Origin of the sequence: Amycolatopsis sp. NPDC051045, from assembly GCF_040682955.1 — a bacterium.
Lineage (GTDB): Bacteria > Actinomycetota > Actinomycetes > Mycobacteriales > Pseudonocardiaceae > Amycolatopsis.
Genome location: NZ_JBFBCC010000014.1, coordinates 251,505 through 268,955, shown reverse-complemented (window position 1 = coordinate 268,955; position 17,451 = coordinate 251,505). Strand labels below are relative to the sequence as shown.

Here is a 17,451-nt window from a genome sequence, read left to right as displayed (position 1 = left end):
ACCCGGTTCGCCGGTCAGGGGCAAGGCGGGGTGTAGTCGAGGTCCGGCAGGCTCTCGGCCCACTCGGCTTCGGTGATGCGGGGTGACACCGCCGCGCAGATTCGTTCGGCCGCCCGGTCAGGATCGGTCTCCCACAACCGTACGGTGCCGTCCGCACCCGCTCCGGCCAGTGTGTGGCCGTCCGGGGCGTACTGCACGGCGTAGACGCGGTCGCGCTGCTCGGGCAGGACCGCGTACGGCGTCGCGGTGGCGACGTCCCACAGCCGGATCGTCCGGTCGTAGCTGCCGGACGCCAGCCGCCGGCCGTCGCCGCTGAACGACACCGACATGACGGTGTCCGTGTGCCCGTCCAGCACCACCACGGGCGGCACGTGCGCCGGGTCCGCGACGTTCCAGAGGCGCACCGTCCGGTCGGCGCTCGCCGTGGCGACGTGCTTGCCGTCGGCGCTGTAGGCGATCGAGAAGACCGTGTCGGTGTGCCCCTCCAGTTTCGCGAGCGGCCGCGGGGCCCGGGGCGCCGAGACGTCCCAGAGCCGCGCGGTGTGGTCCCAGCTCGCCGTGGCGAGCGTCCGGCTGTCGGGGCTGAACGCGAGGGTGTGGACGTCGTCGTCGTGGCCCTCGAGCTTGGCGATCTCGACCGGCCGGGTGCGGTCGGCGAGGTCCCACAGGCGCGCCGTGTGGCCGTCGCCCGCGGTGGCGAGCAGCCGGCCGTCCGGGCTGAAGACCACCGCGTCGAGGTCGTCGTGGAACCGGTTGAACACCACCGGCGGCCCCGGGTGGACCGGATCGGTGATGTCCCGCAGCGTCATCGTGTGGTCCCAGCTGCCGGTGGCCAGGGTCCGGCCGTCCGGGCTGACGGCGACGCCGCAGACCGCGTCGCCGAATCCGCCGATCGTGGCCGTCGTCCGGGGCGCGCGCGGATCGGTGAGGTCGTGCAGCCGCACGGCCTCGTCGTAGCCGCCGGTGGCCAGCAGCTCGCCGACCCCGCCGAAGGCGACGTGGCACGCCCGGCCCGTGTGCGCGGGGATGCCGGGCCCGGGCAGGTCCCAGAGCCGGGCGGTCTGGTCGTCGCTGGCCGTGGCGAGGGTGCGGCCGTCGCGGGTGAACACCGCGGAGACGACCGCGCCGGTGTGCCCGGGCAGCGACGGCAGCTCGCGCGGCTGCCGCGGGTCGGCGACGTCCCACAGCCGGGCCGTGCGGTCGAAGCCGGTGGTGGCGAGCGTGCGCCCGTCGGCGGTGAACGCCACCGCGCGCACGATCGCCTTGTGCGCGGTGAGCGACGCCAGCTGCGCCGGGCGGGCCGGGTCGGTGACGTCCCACAGCCGTGCGGTTTCGTCCTGGCTCGCCGTGGCGAGCGTCTGCCCGCCGGGGCTGAACGCGACCGCGTGCACGACGTCGGTGTGCCCGGCCGCGACGCCGAGCTGACGCCGCGAAGCGACGTCCCAGACGCGCGCGGTCTTGTCGGCCGACGCGGAGGCGAGCAGCCGGCCGTCGGCGCTGAAGGCGAGGTTGTTGACGTACGAGGTGTGCCCGCTCAGCTCCCCCGACGGTCGCGGGTGGGCGGGGTCGGTGGTGTCGTACAGCCGGATCGTGCCCTTGACGTCGGCGGTCGCCAGCAGCGGCGCGGCCGGGCTGAACGCGACGGCGTAGGACTTGCCCGGGTGCTGTTCGATCGTCGCGCCGGGCCCCGGCCGGGCCGGGTCGGCGACGTCCCAGACGCGGACGGTGCCGTCGAAGCCCGCGGTGGCGATCGTCCGGCCGTCGGCGGCGAAGGCGACGTTGTTCACGTTGCCGGTGTGCCCGGCGAGCACGCCCAGCGGCACGGGGTGGCGCGGGTCGTGGATGTCCCAGAGCCGTGCCGTGCCGTCCCAGCTGGCCGTGGCGAGGACCCGCCCGTCCGGGCGGAGGGCGGCGGTGTTGACCCGGCCGGTGTGCCCGGTGAGCCGCGTCGAATACGGCGACCCGAACATGCCGAGCAGGCCGCTGCGCTCCTCGGCCCCGGGATCCAGGCGGTACGCGGCGAGCGCGAGCTGCGCGGCCAGCGCGGGGTTCGTCACGCGCATGGCCAGCGCCTGGCCGGCGACCTTCTGGGCGAGCGCGCTGTTGCGCTGGTCGGTGGCCGTGGTCTCGGCGCGCACGGCGTAGACGGTGGCGGCCACGGCGACGACCAGCAGGACCGCGAGCAGGGCGACCAGCTGCCGCAGTTTCCTGGCCTGTGCAGCGGCGCGTGACGATTCGGCGTGCTCGACGGCGAGGCTCGCGTCGAGGAACCGCCGTTCCCGCCGGGACAACGCCGAGTCCTGGCGCGCGGCCCACTCCCGGGCGATGGCCAGCCGGGTGCCGCGGTAGAGCCAGCCGGGGTCCTCGTCGACGGACTCCCAGGCGTCGGTCGCCTCGGTGAGCTGCCGGTGGACGCGCAGGCCTTCGCGGTCTTCGGTGAGCCACTCGCGCAGCCGCGGCCAGCCGCGGATGAGGGCTTCGTGGGCGATCTCGATGCCGGTGTCGTCGAGGGTGACCAGCCGGGCCGCGGCCAGCTCGGCGAGAACTACGGCGGTGTCGGTGTCGGTGTCGTCGGCGTCGTCGGTGTCGAGCTCGGCGCGGCCGATGCGGCGCTTGGTGTCTTCGGTGCCTTCGCCGAGCGCGGTCATCCGCAGGAAGATCTGCCGCGCCAGCCGCTGCTGACGCGGGGACAGCTTCGCGAAGGTGCCTTCGGACGTCTGCGCGATGGCCCGCTCGATGCCGCCGGTCGACTCGTAGCCGGCCAGGGTCAGCGTGGTGCCGCGGCGCCGCCGCCACGTCTCCAGCAGCGCGTGCGAAAGCAGCGGCAGCACGCCGGGCTGGCCGGTGGCGTCCGCGACGAGCCGGGAAACCAGCGCGTTTTCGACGCGGTACCCGGTGTCGACGGCGGGCCGCGAGATCGCCTGCCGGAGCTCCTCGGTCGTCATCGGGCCGACCAGGACCTGGGCGTCCTGCATGGCCTCGGCGAGCTCCGCGTGCCGGGCGCAGTGGGTGTAGAAGTCGGTGCGGATGCCGAGCACCACCCGGGTCCGGCTGCCCGGTTCGGTGGTCGCGGTGACGAGCGCGTCGAGGAACCGCGCCTGCTCCTTCTCGTCCTGGCAGAGGGTGAAGACCTCCTCGAGCTGGTCGACGACCACGACGACATCTTCGACACCGCTGTCGGCCAGCTGCCGGGCGGCGAGCCCGAGGTTGCGCGGGTGCGCGGCGAAGTCGTCGAGCAGGGCGCCGGGCGCGACACCGAGCGCGGCGGCGAACTTGACCGCGCACTCCTGCAGCGGGCGGGCACCCGGGGTGAGCAGCACGGCCGGACCCTTCACCGAGGGCAGCAGCCCGGCCCGCAGCAGGGACGACTTCCCCGAGCCGGACGCGCCGAGGACAGCGAGAAATCGTTGTCTCCCCAGCCGTTCGACGAGTTTTTCGACGAGCCGTTCCCGCCCGAAGAATCGTCCCGCGTCGGCGGGGGTGAAAGCGGCCAGCCCGACGTACGGCGGAATTTCCCCGGATTCCGGTTCAGGCGGTGAACCGGCACCGTCCCGGCGGGACTCGTCGGCGACGGCGTGCCAGCGTTCCTCCCATTCCCCCGGCACCCCGCCGCAGGCCCGGACGTAGGCCAGGGTGACCGCCAAGCTGGGGAGTTTCCGCCCGCCGGCGGCTTCGGAGAGCGTCCCGGCCGAGTAGTGCGCGCGCCGCCCGAGCTCGCGGTACGTCGGATTCCCGGCGCTCTCGCGCAAACGCCGGAGATCGGCGGCGAATTCGGTCAGCAGATCGTCGCCGGGATCCAAAGGTCGCTCCGGACGCGGCACCCGTCCCCCTTTTTCCGGTTCTCCTTCCGGTTCGCCCACCGTAGCCAATCGCGCGTGGTCAGGTGGGCGGTTCCAGCCGACGCCGGACCGCTTCCCGGTCCACGCCGAGTTCGGCGAGCAGATCGGCGGCCGGATCGGGCGGCGTCACCGTCAGCAGCACGCGCAGCAGGGCGACCGGATCGCGCGGCCGCGGCACCCCGCGGATCGCCTCGTTGACCACCGCGCGGGCGTTCGACGTCAACGCCCCCGGCGTCACCCGGGCGCGCCGCGGCGGGACCACCGCCGGCCGGAGGCCTTCGACCTCGATGCCGAGCGCGGCCAGCGCCGCCCGGTCCAGCCGGTCGAGGGCCGCACGCGCGGTGCCGAGGTCGACGCCGAGCGCCCGCGCGGGTGCGCCGCCGGGGTCGTGGAGCAGTCCGAGCAGCAGGTGCTCGGTGCCGAGCCGCCGGTCGCCGCGGCGGCGGGACTCCTCGAGCGCGGCGGTCACCGCCGTGGCGAAGGGGCTCTTGGCGATCAGCCGGTCGAGCACGACGGCCTCACTTCCCGTACTTCGCGTGCACGGACTGCCGGGCGACGCCGAGGGCGTCCCCGATCTGCTCCCACGACCAGCCGCGTTCCCTGGCGTGCGTGACGGCGGCCGCCTCGACCTGCTCGGCGAGCCGGTGGAGGGCACCGACGGCCCGCAGCGCCACCGCGGGGTCGGTCTCCGAAACGCGCCCCGAAAGCTCTTCCGCTTCCACGGTGTGTCAGTCTAGCCTGACGCTGATGTCAGTTTGAACTGACAAGAGGAGGACGGCATGGATGTCGCGGTGATCGGGGCGGGCCCGGTGGGCCTGATGCTGGCGGCGGAGCTGCGGCTCGGCGGAGCCACGGCGGTGGTGCTGGACCGGCGGACCGCCCCGGACACGCGGCCGCGGGCGAACGGGCTCGGCGGCCGGATCGTCGAGCAGCTGGACCACCGGGGACTGCTCGAGCGGTTCCGGGCCGAAGCCGCGTTCGCCGGGCCGCTCCCGCGATTCCCGTTCGGGCCGGTGGCCCTGGACTTCACGGCGATGGACAGCTCGCCGCTGCGCGGGCTCATGCTGCAGCAGCCGCGGATGGAGGCGCTCCTGGCCGAACGCGCCACCGGACTCGGCGCCGAGGTGCGGCGCGGGCACGAGCTGCTGGCCCTGGACGACGGCACGCTGACCGTCCGCGGCCCGGACGGCGAATACCCCATGAGGGCCCGGTACGTCGTCGGCTGCGACGGCGCGCACAGCCGCGTCCGCGACCTCGCCGGCATCGGTTTTCCCGGCACCACCGACGACGAGCTGATGCGCCTCGGGCACTTCCGCGGGGACGCCGGCCTCTTCACGACGGTGCCGGGTCTGGCCCAGGGGTGGAACCGCCGGCCCGCCGGCCGCGTGCTGGTGACGTCGCTGACGCCGGGCGTCGTGATCGCCGGCGTCCGCGAGGTCACGCCGGAGCCGCCCGGCGAACCGACGCTGGAGGAGTTCCGCGACGCCGTCCGGCGGGTCCTGGGCACCGACCTGCCACTCGGCGAACCACTGTGGCTGTCGCGGACGGTGAGTTCGGCCCGGCTCGCCGAGCGGTACCGGGCCGGGCGGGTGCTGCTCGCCGGCGACGCCGCGCACCTGTTCCCCGCCGGTGGCTCTTCGCTCAACGTCGGGCTGCTGGACGCGGTCAACCTCGGCTGGAAGCTCGCCGCCGTCGTCCGCGGGCAGGCGCCCGACTCGCTGCTCGACAGCTACCACGACGAACGGCACCCGGTGGCCGCGCGCACGTTGACGCAGACCCGCGTCCAGGCCTTGCTCGATCGCCTGACCGGCGAGGACGGCGACGCACTGAGGACGCTCTTCGGCGAGCTGGCGGCGTTCGAAGAACCGACGTGGCACCTGGCCGGGCTGCTGCGGGACGCCGACGAACTGCCGTACGTCCCGGACCTGCCGCTGACCGTCGGCGGCCGGGCCACCCGGGTGGCCGAGATCATGCGCGCCGCGCGGCCCGTGCTGTTCGACTTCGCCGATCGCGCCGACCTGCGGGAAGCCGCCGGCCCGGACGTGAAGATCGTCACGGCGCGGTGCCCGGACGCCCCGGCCGACGCGCTTTTCGTGCGCCCGGACGGCGTCGTGGCGTTCAGCGGAGACGATCCGGCCGCCCTGCGGGAAGCAATGACGGCACCGGGGCGTTGACCCCGGTTGTGAGCTCACTGCCTGACGTGCCGCTGTCCGTACTCGACCTGTCCCCCGTGTCGGAGGGGAACACCGTCGGCGAGACGCTGCGCAACACCCTGGACCTCGCCCGCGCCGCGGAACGGCTGGGCTACCACCGCTACTGGCTGGCCGAGCACCACAACATGCCCGGCATCGCCAGCTCGGCCACGGCCGTGCTGATCGGGCACGTCGCCGACGCGACCGAGCGGATCCGCGTCGGCTCGGGCGGGGTCATGCTGCCCAACCACGCGCCGCTGGTCGTCGCCGAGCAGTTCGGCACCCTGGAGGCGTTCCACCCGGGCCGGATCGACCTCGGCATCGGCCGCGCGCCCGGCACCGACCAGCGCACCGCGCTCGCCCTGCGCGGCCCGGGCGGGCTGTCCGCGGAGAACTTCCCGGAGCAGCTGCAGGAGCTGATCGGCTATTTCACCCATTCGGAGGCTCGCGGCGTCAACGCCGTGGTGGCCGAGGGGCACCAGCCGCCGGTGTGGCTGCTCGGCTCGAGCGGCTTCAGCGCCCAGCTCGCCGGGCGGCTCGGGCTGCCGTTCTCCTTCGCGCACCACTTCGCCGCCGAGAACACCATCCCGGCCGTGCAGCTGTACCGGGAGAACTTCCGGCCGTCCGCGGTGCTCGAAGAGCCGCACGTGATGCTCGGCGTGTCCGTGGTCGCCGCCGAGACCGACGAGCGCGCCCGGTTCCTGGCCGGCCCCAGCGGGCTGACGTTCCTCAGCCTCCGCCGCGGCCGCCCGATCGCGTTGCCGACGCCGGAGGAGGCCGCGGAGTACCCGTACACCGAGATGGACCGCGCGTTCCTGGCCGAGCGCTTCGGCTCGAGCATCGTCGGCTCGCCGGAGACCGTCCACAAGGGACTCGAGCAGCTCCTGGCCGACACCGGCGCGGACGAGCTGATGATCACGACGATGGTCCACGGCCACGCGGACCGGGTCCGCTCCTACGAGCTGATCGCCGGCCTCAAGTCCTGACCGCGACCGGATCCCCTGAAGGGCGCCTTCATCTCATCTGATGTGAAGAAGGTGCCCTTCAGTCATTTTCTTTGCTTCTGCTGACAACAAGATCCGGTCCGTTTGTCAGCATTGGACAATAAATGTGCGGTTACCAGCCCGTGACCCCGTGATCCTGCTCAAGTTCTTGTCTCCCAGCAAGGCCGTCGTTAGCGTACCGACCAGTAGGAAACGGCACGGTACCCCCGAGACCGTGAATGGCCGACAATTGTTACCCCGTTCGGACCATTTCCCCTTAGGCGACTCGGGTGTATTCGGCGTGCCGCCGAAACCGCTGGAGGCACACGAATGGCCGAACGGACGACGACGACGTCGTTCCCCGGGGCCGCCGCGCTGCGGCAGACCGGACGGCTCTACGGACTGGGCCTCGACGTCGTCCGGCTGACCTTCCGCCGCCCGTTCCAGGCGCGCGAGCTGATCCAGCAGTTCTGGTTCATCGCGAACGTGTCGATCCTGCCGACGGCGCTGGTGTCGATCCCGTTCGGCGCGGTGATCGCGCTGCACATCGGGTCGCTGACCACGCAGATCGGCGCACAGTCGTTCACCGGCGCGGCGAGCGTGCTCGCGATCATCCAGCAGGCCAGCCCGATCGTCACGGCGCTGCTCATCGCCGGCGCCGGCGGCAGCGCCATGTGCGCCGACCTCGGTGCCCGCACCATCCGCGAAGAGATCGACGCGATGGAAGTGCTCGGCGTCTCGCCGGTCCAGCGGCTGATCGTGCCGCGGGTGCTCGCCGCGATGGGCGTCGCGGTCTTCCTCAACGGCATGGTGAGCGTCGTCGGCGTGCTCGGCGGCTACTTCTTCAACGTGATCATGCAGCACGGCACCCCGGGCGCCTACCTGGCCAGCTTCTCGGCCCTGGCCCAGCTGCCCGACCTGTGGATCAGCGAGATCAAGGCCCTCATCTTCGGTTTCGTCGCCGGCGTCGTCGCCTCCTACCGCGGGCTCAACCCCAAGGGCGGGCCGAAGGGCGTCGGCGACGCGGTCAACCAGTCCGTGGTCATCACGTTCCTGCTGCTGTTCGTGCTGAACCTGGTCCTCACCACCGTCTACCTCCAACTCGTGCCGCCCAAGGGGAGCTGAAGTGACGACGACGGAAGTGCCCACCCGCGGCACCCGCGTGCGCGAGGCCGTCGACCGCCGGTTCGGCTTCCTCGACACCCTCGGCGACCAGATCCTCTTCTTCCTCCGCGCGATCGCCTGGACGCCGCGGGCCCTGCGCCACTACCTGCGCGAGGTCATCCGCCTGCTGGCCGAGGTCAGCTTCGGCAGCGGCGCGCTGGCCGTCATCGGCGGCACGATCGGGGTGATGATCGGGATGACCGTGGCCACCGGCACGGTCGTCGGCCTCCAGGGCTATTCCGCGCTGAACCAGGTCGGGACCTCGGCGTTCGCCGGGTTCGTCTCCGCCTACTTCAACACCCGCGAGATCGCGCCCCTGGTGAGCGGGCTCGCCCTGTCCGCCACCGTCGGCTGCGGGTTCACCGCGCAGCTCGGCGCCATGCGGATCTCCGAGGAGATCGACGCACTCGAGGTGATGGGCATCCCCAGCGTCCCGTACCTGGTGACGACCCGGGTGATCGCCGGCTTCCTCGCCGTCATCCCGCTCTACGCGATCGGGCTGCTGTCGAGCTACCTCGCCTCGCGCCAGATCACCGTGTGGTTCTTCGGCCAGTCCGCGGGCACCTACGACCACTACTTCCTGCTGTTCCTCCCCCCGGGCGACGTCCTGTGGTCGTTCGGGAAGGTCCTGGTGTTCAGCGTCGTCGTGGTACTGGCCCACTGCTACTACGGCTTCCGCGCGAGCGGCGGCCCGGCCGGCGTCGGCGTCGCGGTGGGCCGCGCGGTGCGCACCGCGATCGTCGCGATCAGCGTGCTCGACTTCTTCCTGTCCCTGGCGATCTGGGGCGCGACGACGACCGTGCAGGTGGCCGGATGAGACGGGAAACCCGCCGCAAGGCCGGGGTCCGCACCGCGGGGGTGCTGTTCCTCGTGGTGCTGGGCGTGCTGGTGACGCTCTCGATCAAGGTGTACGACAAGGACTTCGTCAGCACGGTCCCGGTGACCCTCAAGGCGAGCCGCATCGGCAACCAGCTCCAAGCCGGCGGCCAGGTCAAGGCCCGCGGCGTGCTCGTCGGGGAGATCCGCGGCGTCCGGGCGACGCCGCAGGGCGCCGAGATAGCGCTTGCTCTCGAGCCGGGCAAGGTGGACATGCTGCCGCGCAACGTCTCCGCGCTGCTCGTGCCGAAGACGCTGTTCGGCGAGCGGTACGTGCAGCTGTCCATCCCGGACGGCGGGCGGGGACCGCACCTGGTCGCCGGCGACGTCATCGAGCAGGACCGCTCGGCGAACGCGGTCGAGCTGGAACGGGTCTTCGACAACCTGCTGCCGGTGCTCAAGGCCGTCCAGCCGCAGAAGCTCGCTACGACGCTGACCGCGGTTTCGACGGCCCTTCAGGGGCGCGGCGAGCAGCTCGGGAAGACGCTGTCCACCGCCGCCGACTACCTGGCCGCCTTCAACCCGCAGCTGCCGCAGCTCACCAAGGACCTCCAGGACCTCGCGTCGGTTTCCCGGCTGTACGGCGACATCGCCCCCGACCTGCTGGACGCGCTCACCGACTCGGCCGTCACGCTGAACACGGTGCACGACAAGGCACCCGAGCTCGCCGCGGTCTACCAGCAGGTGAGCAGTTCGGCGGGCGAGGTCCGGCAGTTCCTCGACCGCAACAAGAACAACCTCATCGCCCTGGCGGCCGACAGCCGCTCGGCGCTGGAGGTCGCGGCGAAGTACTCCCCCAGCTTCCCCTGCACCCTCAAGGCGATGGACGCGCTGCGCAAGCCGGTCGACGAGGCACTCGGCAAGGGCACCGGCCAACCCGGCATGCACGCCGCCGTCACCGTCACCCAGTCGCGCGGCAAGTACCTGCCCGGCAAGGACGACCCGGTGTACACCGCGGACGGCGGCCCGCGCTGCTACCCCAGCGGTGTCGCCCCGACGACCGGCACCGCCGCGGTCCCGCCCGGCACGCCCCGGCACCCGCTGCTGACCGGCACGCAGGACGACCTCGGCGTCGCGAACTCCCCGCAGGAACGGGAACTCCTGGCCACGGTGCTCGCACCGCAGCTGGGCGTGCCGACCGGGCAGGTCGCGGACTGGAGCAGCGTGCTGGTCGGCGCGCTCTACCGCGGCACGGAGGTGACGCTGAAGTGAGGAACTTCGCCGCCCCGCTGCTCAAGAGCCTGATCTTCATCCTGGTCACCACGGCCGCGACCGTGCTGCTGGCAGTGTCCATCGCCAACACCGGCGTCGGCCGCACCGACCTCTACGGCGCCACCTTCACCGACGCGACGTCGCTGAACGTCGGCGACGACGTGCGGATCTCCGGCGTGCGCGTCGGGCAGGTCGAGGAACTCGAGATCGCCGACCGCAGCCTCGCGCACGTCCGCTTCTCCCTCGACGCCGGACGGCAGCTGCCCGCCGACGTCGGCGCGGTCATCAAGTACCGCAACATGGTCGGGCAGCGCTACGTCGCGCTGGAACGCGGCGCCGGCGGCCGGGGCACCCTCCCCGTCGGCGGGGAGATCCCGCTCAACCGCACCACGCCCGCGCTGGACCTGACCGACCTGTTCAACGGCTTCAAGCCGCTGTTCCAGGCGCTTTCGCCCACCGACGTCAACCAGCTCTCCGGCGAGATCGTGCAGGTGCTGCAGGGCGAGGGCGGCACGGTCGAGGAGCTGCTCGCGCACACCGGCTCGCTGACCTCGACGCTCGCGAACCGCGACCGGCTGATCGGCGAGGTGATCAGCAACCTCAACCACGTGCTCGGCACGGTGAACAGCAAGGGAACCGCACTGACGACGTTGATTTCGACGCTGCGTGAGCTCGTGTCCGGCCTGGCCGCGGACCGCGCCGTGATCGGCGACGCGATCGGCGGCCTCGGTGACCTCTCCACGGCCACCGCGGGTCTGCTCGGCGACGTGCGGACCCCGCTGAAGGACAGCATCACCGGCCTCGACGGCGTCACGAAGAACCTCGCGGACGAGCAGACCCGGCCCGGCCTCGAGCAGACGCTGAGCACGTTGCCGGAGAAGCTGAACGACCTGGGCCGGATCAGCTCCTACGGCTCGTGGATGAACTTTTACGTCTGCACCGCCGTCCTCCAGACCCTGCCGCCGCGCGGGACGCCGATCACCGCGGAGAGGTGCGGCTCGTGAAGTCCTTCAAGGAACGCAATCCGCTCACCCTCGGCGTCGCCGGGAGCGTCGTCCTCGCCGCGCTGCTGACCGTGACGTTCAACTACGAGAACCTGCCGGTCGTCGGCGGCGGCACCAGCTACCGCGCCGAGTTCTCGGAGGCGGCCGGGCTGCAGCCGGACGACGAGGTCCGCGTCGCCGGCATCAAGGTCGGCGAGGTCCGCGACGTCGAACTGGCCGACGACCACGTGCTCGTCACCTTCCGCGTGAAGAACGCCTGGGTCGGCGACCGGACGTCGGCGGAGATCCGGATCAAGACGCTGCTGGGCCGCAAGTTCCTCGCGCTCAAGCCGACCGGCGACGCCGTGCAGGACCCGGACCAGGCGATCCCGCGCACCCGCACGGTCACCCCGTACGACGTCACCGAGGCGTTCAACGGCCTCGCGAACACCGCGGGTTCGATCGACACCCGGCAGCTCGCCGACAGCTTCACCGCGATCAGCGACACCTTCCGCAACGCCCCGGCCCACGTGCGCACCGCGCTCGACGGGCTGTCGGCGTTGTCGAAGACCGTGTCCTCCCGCGACGACCAGCTCGCCGATCTGCTGGCCAACGCGAAGCGGATCACGGCGACGCTGGCGAACTCGAACCAGGACTTCGAGCAACTGCTCTCCGACGGCAACCTGCTGCTGGGCGAGCTCGACCGGCGCCGCCAGGCCATCCACGACCTGCTGACCGGCGCGCAGGCGCTGGCCGCGCAGCTCTCCGGCCTGGTGGCCGACAACGCCGGCACGCTCAAGCCGGCGTTGAGCCAGCTGAACACCGTGACCGACCTGCTGACCCGGCAGAACGACAACCTGGCGCAGAGCCTGGCCGCCGCCGGGCCGTACTTCCGGCTGGCCAACAACGCGCTGGGCAACGGCCGGTGGCTCGACTCCTACCTCTGCGGCCTGCTGCCCGAGAACCGCGACCCCTGTGTGCCGCCGAAGCGGACGGGAGCCCCGAAGTGAACGCCACCCGAACCCAGGACCGGCTCAGCCGGTTCGTCGCCGGCGCCGTCGTGCTGGCGCTCGTCGTCGTGCTCGCCCTGTGGTGGATCTTCTCCGGCACCGGCCTCGACCGCGCCACCGTGCTCTTCTCCCGGGCGGTCGGCGTCTACAGCGGCTCCGACGTCCGGCTGCTCGGCGTCCGGATCGGCCAGGTGGAGTCGGTGACCCCGCGCGGCGAGCAGGTCGAGGTGACGCTGACCTACGACGGCTCCGCGCCGATCGCGGCCGACACCGACGTGGTCGTCATCGCGCCCAGCGTCGTCGCCGACCGGTACGTCCAGTTCTCCAAGCCGGCGCGCGGCGGGCCGCGGCTGGTGAACCACGCCACCATCGGCGTGGACCGCAGCGCGACCCCGGTCGAGCTGGACGAGCTGTACGCCAGCCTCGACTCGCTCACCAAGGCACTGGGCCCGGACGGCGCGAACAAGAACGGCGCGCTCTCGGACCTGCTCACCACCGGCGCGAACAACCTGCGGGGCAACGGGACGGCGTTCAACGACACCGTCCGGCAGCTCGCGGAGCTGGCCAGGACCCTGTCCGGCAACTCCGGCGACCTGTTCGCCACCGTCCGGGAGCTGCAGCGGTTCACCAGCATGCTGGCCGCCAACGACAACCAGGTGACGCAGGTCAACCAGCAGCTCGCGGCGGTGTCCGGCACGCTTTCGGCCAACCGCGACGAGCTGGCGTCGGCCCTGCGCTCGCTCGGGGCCGCGCTCGGCGACATCCAGGGCTTCATCAAGGACAACCGGGCGCTGATCAAGTCCAATGTGGACAAGCTGGCGGTGACCACGCAGACGCTGGTCGACCAGCGCGCGTCGCTGGCCGAACTGCTCGAAACCGCGCCGCTGGCCGCGACCAACCTCATCCAGACGGTCGACCCCGCCACCGGGGCCCTGCAGACCCGCACCGACCTGATCGACTACCTGCCGCTGCCGGTGACCGGGTCGGTCTACACGAACGAGGCGGGCGGAAGATGAGAAGATCGCGACGCGTCACGGCCCTGGCCGCGAGCTGCTGCCTGGTGCTGACCGCCTGCTCGGGTGAGTTCAAGGGCGTCTACGACCTGCCCCTGCCCGGCGGCGCCGACGCCGGCGACCACCCGTACCACGTCACCGTCCAGTTCGCCGACGTCCTCGACCTGGTGCCGCAGGCCGCGGTGAAGGTCGGCGACGTGCCCGTCGGACGCGTGGAGACCATCCGCCTCGGCGCGGACGGCTGGACCGCCGAAGCCGTCGTCGAGGTCAACGGCGACGTCGTGCTGCCCCCCGACGCCGTCGCCCGGCTGCGGCAGTCCAGCCTGCTGGGCGAAAAGTTCGTCGAACTCGCCGCCCCCGAGGGGGAAACCCAGCAGACCGCCCGGCTGGCCGACAACGCGGTGATCCCGGTGTCCCGCACCAACCGCAACCCGGAGGTCGAGGAGGTCTTCGGCGCGCTTTCGCTGCTGCTCAACGGCGGCGGCATCGGGCAGCTGCAGACGATCAACCGTGAACTGAGCAAGGTGATGACCGGCAACGAGTCGCAGATCCGCTCGTTCCTGTCCGGCGTCAAGACGCTGACCACCGACCTGGACGCGCACCGCCAGGACATCACCGCCGCGCTCGAAGGCGTCAACCGGCTGGCGACGACGCTCGCCGACCGCGACAAGCAGGTGTCCGGGGCGCTCACCGACCTGACGCCGGGCCTGCGCACGCTGACCGACCAGCGCACCCAGCTCGTGGCGATGCTCCAGTCGCTCGACGACCTCTCCGGCGTCGCCACCGACGTCATCCACAAGAGCCAGGCCGATCTGGTCGCCGACCTGCGCGCGCTCGCGCCGATCCTGCAGCGGCTCGCCGAAGCGGGGGCGTCCCTGCCGAAGTCGCTGGAGATCCTGCCGTCCTTCCCGTACACCGACGCGGTGCTCCCGGCGATCAAGGGCGACTACCTCAACGTCTACCTGTCGGTCATCCCGGCCCCGGGCGTGCCGCTGCCGAACTACGGCGAAGGCGTCCCGCCCGGTCTGCCGACGCTGCCTCCGCTTCCGCTCGCGGCCGCCGGCCAGGCCACGGCACCGGGAGGGCGCTGATGCTGACCACCAGGGTCCGGGTGCAGGTCATCGCGTTCGTGGTGATCTCGCTCGTCACCGTCGCGTTCGTCGGCGCCAACTACGCCGGGATCGGCCGGCTCCTCGGCAACGGCGGGTACACCGTGAAGCTGGAGCTCGCCGAGGGCGGCGGCATCTTCACCAACGGCGAAGTCACCTACCGCGGGGTCGCCGTCGGGCGGATCGGGGACCTGCGGCTGACGCCGTTGGGGACGGAGGCGGACCTGATCATCGACCGCTCGGCCCCGCCGATCCCGGCGAACGCCCAAGCCGTGGTGGCCAACCGGTCCGCGGTCGGCGAACAGTACGTCGACCTCCAGCCCCGCACGTCGGACGGCCCGTTCCTGACCGGCGGCTCGGTCATCCCGCGGGAGAAGACGACGCTGCCGATGCCGGTGCAGAACCTGCTCGGCGACCTCGACTCACTGACCGCGTCCGTGCCCACCGGCGACCTGCGCACGGTCGTCGACGAGCTCGACGACGCGCTGCGCGGCACCGGGCCCGACCTGCAGGTGCTGCTGGACACCGCGACGTCGTTCACGAAGGACGCGTCGGACAACCTGCCCCAGACGGCGAAGCTGATCGACGACGGCTCGACCGTGCTGCGCACCCAGCTCGACTCGTCCGCCGAGTGGCGCTCGTTCACGAGCAACGCCAAGCTGTTCGCCGCGCAGCTGTCCGATTCGGACGGTGACCTGCGGCGGCTGATCGCCACCGCGCCACCGGCCGCGACCGAGCTGGGCGCCCTGCTGAAGGAGACCGACCCCGGGCTGCCGATCCTGCTGGCCAACCTGCTCACCACGGCGCAGGTCTTCCAAGCCCGCACCGGCGAGCTGGAACAGCTGCTGGTCGCGACGCCGAAGGTGGTCGCGGCGACATCGACGGCCTTCGCCGGGGGCGACGGCAACCTCGCCATGGCACTGACGTTCTACGACCCCCTCCCCTGCCGCGCCGGGTACGAGAGCACGCAGTACCGGCCCAGCACGGACACTTCGCCACTGCCGTTCAACACCGGCGCGGCGTGCACGCTCGAGAAGGGCGACCCGACGTCGGTGCGGGGCTCGCAGAACGTGCCGCACCGACCGGTGGCCGCCCCCGCGGTGCCCGGCTCCGGCGCTCCGCTGCCCGCGGCGCCCGGCCTGGCGGTGTCCCCGACCATCGAGGAGATGCTGTGGCTGGGAAAGTGAAGCGGCCGCTGCGGGCCGCCGTGCTCGCGGTGGTCGTCACCGCCGCCTTCGCGGGCTGGTCGGGGTTCTCCTGGTACCGCACCGCGCACAGCGAAGAGCTGACCTACGGCACCGCCCGCGACGAGGCGGTGGCCGCGGGCCGGGATCTGGTCGCGCGGCTGTGCACCCTGGACTACCACCGGCTGGACCAGGGGCTCGCGCAGTGGCTCGACGCGTCGACCGGCCCGCTGCACGACCGGCTGGCCCACACCGACGAGGCCACGAAGAAGACCCTCACCCAGGACGCGACGGTGTCCACCGGCAAGGTGCTGGACGCCGCACTGAGCGAACTCGACGAACACGCCGGCACCGCGAAGCTGCTGGCTTCGGTGGAGATCACCGCGCAGAAGGAAGGCGTCGCGCCGGCGACCAAGCGCAACCGGTTCGCCGCGGCGCTGACGCGGACCGACGGCGGCTGGAAGCTCAGCGCGCTCGACGAGCTGCCGGTGGGGGCGCGATGAGCACCACCGACGCACCGGCCGCCACCGAAGAAGAGCCCGAAGTGACCGCTTCCGAGCCCGATCCCGATACCGCTTCGGATTCCGCTTCCGACGGCACCGACGCCGCTCCGGAGATCCCGGAGGACGCCGGGCAGCCGCGGCGCCGCCCGCTGCTGGTGCCGCTACTGATCGCCGTCTCCGTGCTGCTGGCCGCGGCGGGCGTGGTGTTCACGGTGGCGGCACGGTCGGCGGCCGGCGACCCGGCCGCGGCCAACCACGCCCTGACCGACGTCGGGGCCACCGCCGACGTGACCTCGGCGGTGACGCTGGCGCTGAACCGGATCTTCTCCTACTCCTACGACAAGACCGACGTCACCGGACAGGCCGCCCAGGACGTCCTGCGCGGTGACGCCCGCACCACCTACGACCGGCTGTTCGCCCAGGTGAAGGAGAAGGCACCGGCCCAGAAACTGGTGCTGACGACGCGGGTGACGTCCTCCGCGGTCCAGGAAATCCGCGACGGCCACGCCCGGCTCCTCGTGTTCCTCGACCAGTTCGCCACCCGCGCGGACAACAATTCCAGCAGTTCCGCCGCTGCCCAGCTTTCGGTGACGGCGGAACGTGACGGCAATACCTGGAAGATTACCGGCCTCACGCCCCGCTGACCCAGTTTTCAGCACGCTGCACAATTCGAAGGAGAGTTGGCATGCCCTCTTTGTTGCGCACTCGTAAGAACGGCCGGAAATGGGCCCGCGCGGCCGCGGTCACGGCGGCCGCGGGCGTCGCGATGAGCGTCGTCGCCGCCGTTCCCGCCTCGGCCGACGTGATCGAGATCCCGGTCGGTTACACGGTCACCGGCAGCACCGTGGTGAAGAAGACCGGCAGTGCGATGAACCTGGGGCCGGGCAACCTCGACGGCAACCTGGTCATCGACGACGTGACCGGCTCGGTGGGCTTGCGCGCGAACCTGTCGCTGCCGCCGTCGCAGGCGAACATCTCGCTGGTGTCCGGCCTCTTCAAGATCAAGGCGAAGGTCAAGATCACCCCGACCGGCCCGGCCACCGGCACCCTCGCCGACGGCACGCTGACCACGCACGCCCAGGCGAACATGGAGATCTACGACATCTGGGCCGGCCTGCTGGTCCCGGTGATCCCGCTGCCGACGGTGCCGGGCAGCTGCAAGGCGAGCAAGCCGCTCGACCTCGACCTGAGCGCCAAGGACGTCGACATCTTCGGCCCGAAGATCACCGTCACCGGCACCTACACCATCCCGGACTTCAAGAACTGCTTCATCGCCGACCTGGCGCTGGGCGCTCTGATCTCCGGGCCGGGCAACACGATTTCCCTGGACCTGGCCACCAAGAACCAAGGCTGACCCCTGGTGCGAAAGAGGGGCTTCCCAGC

The 17,451-nt window shown here is 71.9% G+C and carries 16 protein-coding genes; 13 read left to right on the top strand and 3 right to left on the bottom strand.

Annotation, left to right across the window (positions count from 1 at the left end; translation table 11 throughout):
- Positions 1-14: 14 nt before the first annotated feature.
- The 3 genes from AB0M80_RS30040 to AB0M80_RS30030 form a co-directional block, all read right to left on the bottom strand.
- Positions 15-3,800 (bottom strand): hypothetical protein, encoded by a 3,786-nt coding sequence (locus AB0M80_RS30040; RefSeq protein WP_364571708.1) that lies wholly within the window; start codon positions 3,798-3,800, stop codon positions 15-17.
- 79 nt (positions 3,801-3,879) lie between these two features.
- Positions 3,880-4,350 carry a Clp protease N-terminal domain-containing protein gene (locus tag AB0M80_RS30035; RefSeq protein WP_364571632.1) on the bottom strand — a complete coding sequence of 157 codons (471 nt, stop codon included), beginning with the start codon at positions 4,348-4,350 and terminating at the stop codon, positions 3,880-3,882.
- A 7-nt stretch (positions 4,351-4,357) separates the two neighbouring features.
- On the bottom strand, positions 4,358-4,561 hold the full coding sequence (locus AB0M80_RS30030) for a hypothetical protein (protein ID WP_364571630.1): 204 nt from the start codon (positions 4,559-4,561) through the stop codon (positions 4,358-4,360).
- A 57-nt stretch (positions 4,562-4,618) separates the two neighbouring features.
- Between AB0M80_RS30030 and AB0M80_RS30025 the strand changes: the two genes are divergently transcribed.
- The 13 genes from AB0M80_RS30025 to AB0M80_RS29965 all read left to right on the top strand — a co-directional run bounded on the left by AB0M80_RS30025 (position 4,619) and on the right by AB0M80_RS29965 (position 17,422).
- Complete coding sequence (locus AB0M80_RS30025) at positions 4,619-6,013, top strand: FAD-dependent monooxygenase (RefSeq protein WP_364571628.1); 1,395 nt, start codon at positions 4,619-4,621, stop codon at positions 6,011-6,013.
- 26 nt (positions 6,014-6,039) lie between these two features.
- Positions 6,040-7,017 (top strand): LLM class flavin-dependent oxidoreductase, encoded by a 978-nt coding sequence (locus tag AB0M80_RS30020; protein ID WP_364571626.1) that lies wholly within the window; start codon positions 6,040-6,042, stop codon positions 7,015-7,017.
- A 327-nt stretch (positions 7,018-7,344) separates the two neighbouring features.
- Complete coding sequence (locus AB0M80_RS30015; protein ID WP_364571624.1) at positions 7,345-8,139, top strand: ABC transporter permease; 795 nt, start codon at positions 7,345-7,347, stop codon at positions 8,137-8,139.
- Position 8,140: 1 nt separating this feature from the next.
- Entirely contained in the window at positions 8,141-8,995 is an 855-nt protein-coding gene (locus tag AB0M80_RS30010; RefSeq protein ID WP_364571622.1) for an ABC transporter permease, read from the top strand.
- The gene (locus AB0M80_RS30005) at positions 8,992-10,266 is read left to right on the top strand and encodes an MCE family protein (protein WP_364571620.1); all 1,275 of its coding nucleotides are present in this window, start codon (positions 8,992-8,994) and stop codon (positions 10,264-10,266) included. The genes AB0M80_RS30010 and AB0M80_RS30005 overlap by 4 nt, the downstream gene beginning before the upstream one ends.
- Positions 10,263-11,270: an MCE family protein gene (locus AB0M80_RS30000; protein WP_364571618.1), complete on the top strand. Its 1,008-nt coding sequence runs from the start codon at positions 10,263-10,265 to the stop codon at positions 11,268-11,270. The genes AB0M80_RS30005 and AB0M80_RS30000 overlap by 4 nt, the downstream gene beginning before the upstream one ends.
- Entirely contained in the window at positions 11,267-12,259 is a 993-nt protein-coding gene (locus AB0M80_RS29995) for an MCE family protein (RefSeq protein ID WP_364571616.1), read from the top strand. The genes AB0M80_RS30000 and AB0M80_RS29995 overlap by 4 nt, the downstream gene beginning before the upstream one ends.
- Complete coding sequence (locus AB0M80_RS29990; RefSeq protein ID WP_364571614.1) at positions 12,256-13,275, top strand: MCE family protein; 1,020 nt, start codon at positions 12,256-12,258, stop codon at positions 13,273-13,275. The genes AB0M80_RS29995 and AB0M80_RS29990 overlap by 4 nt, the downstream gene beginning before the upstream one ends.
- Positions 13,272-14,363, top strand: a complete 1,092-nt coding sequence (locus AB0M80_RS29985) for an MCE family protein (protein ID WP_364571612.1) — start codon at positions 13,272-13,274, stop codon at positions 14,361-14,363. The genes AB0M80_RS29990 and AB0M80_RS29985 overlap by 4 nt, the downstream gene beginning before the upstream one ends.
- Positions 14,363-15,568: an MlaD family protein gene (locus AB0M80_RS29980; RefSeq protein WP_364571610.1), complete on the top strand. Its 1,206-nt coding sequence runs from the start codon at positions 14,363-14,365 to the stop codon at positions 15,566-15,568. The genes AB0M80_RS29985 and AB0M80_RS29980 overlap by 1 nt, the downstream gene beginning before the upstream one ends.
- Positions 15,553-16,068 (top strand): hypothetical protein, encoded by a 516-nt coding sequence (locus AB0M80_RS29975; RefSeq protein WP_364571608.1) that lies wholly within the window; start codon positions 15,553-15,555, stop codon positions 16,066-16,068. The genes AB0M80_RS29980 and AB0M80_RS29975 overlap by 16 nt, the downstream gene beginning before the upstream one ends.
- The gene (locus AB0M80_RS29970) at positions 16,065-16,712 is read left to right on the top strand and encodes a hypothetical protein (protein ID WP_364571607.1); all 648 of its coding nucleotides are present in this window, start codon (positions 16,065-16,067) and stop codon (positions 16,710-16,712) included. The genes AB0M80_RS29975 and AB0M80_RS29970 overlap by 4 nt, the downstream gene beginning before the upstream one ends.
- 41 nt (positions 16,713-16,753) lie before the next feature.
- The gene (locus AB0M80_RS29965) at positions 16,754-17,422 is read left to right on the top strand and encodes a hypothetical protein (protein ID WP_364571605.1); all 669 of its coding nucleotides are present in this window, start codon (positions 16,754-16,756) and stop codon (positions 17,420-17,422) included.
- The last annotated feature ends 29 nt before the right edge of the window (positions 17,423-17,451 follow it).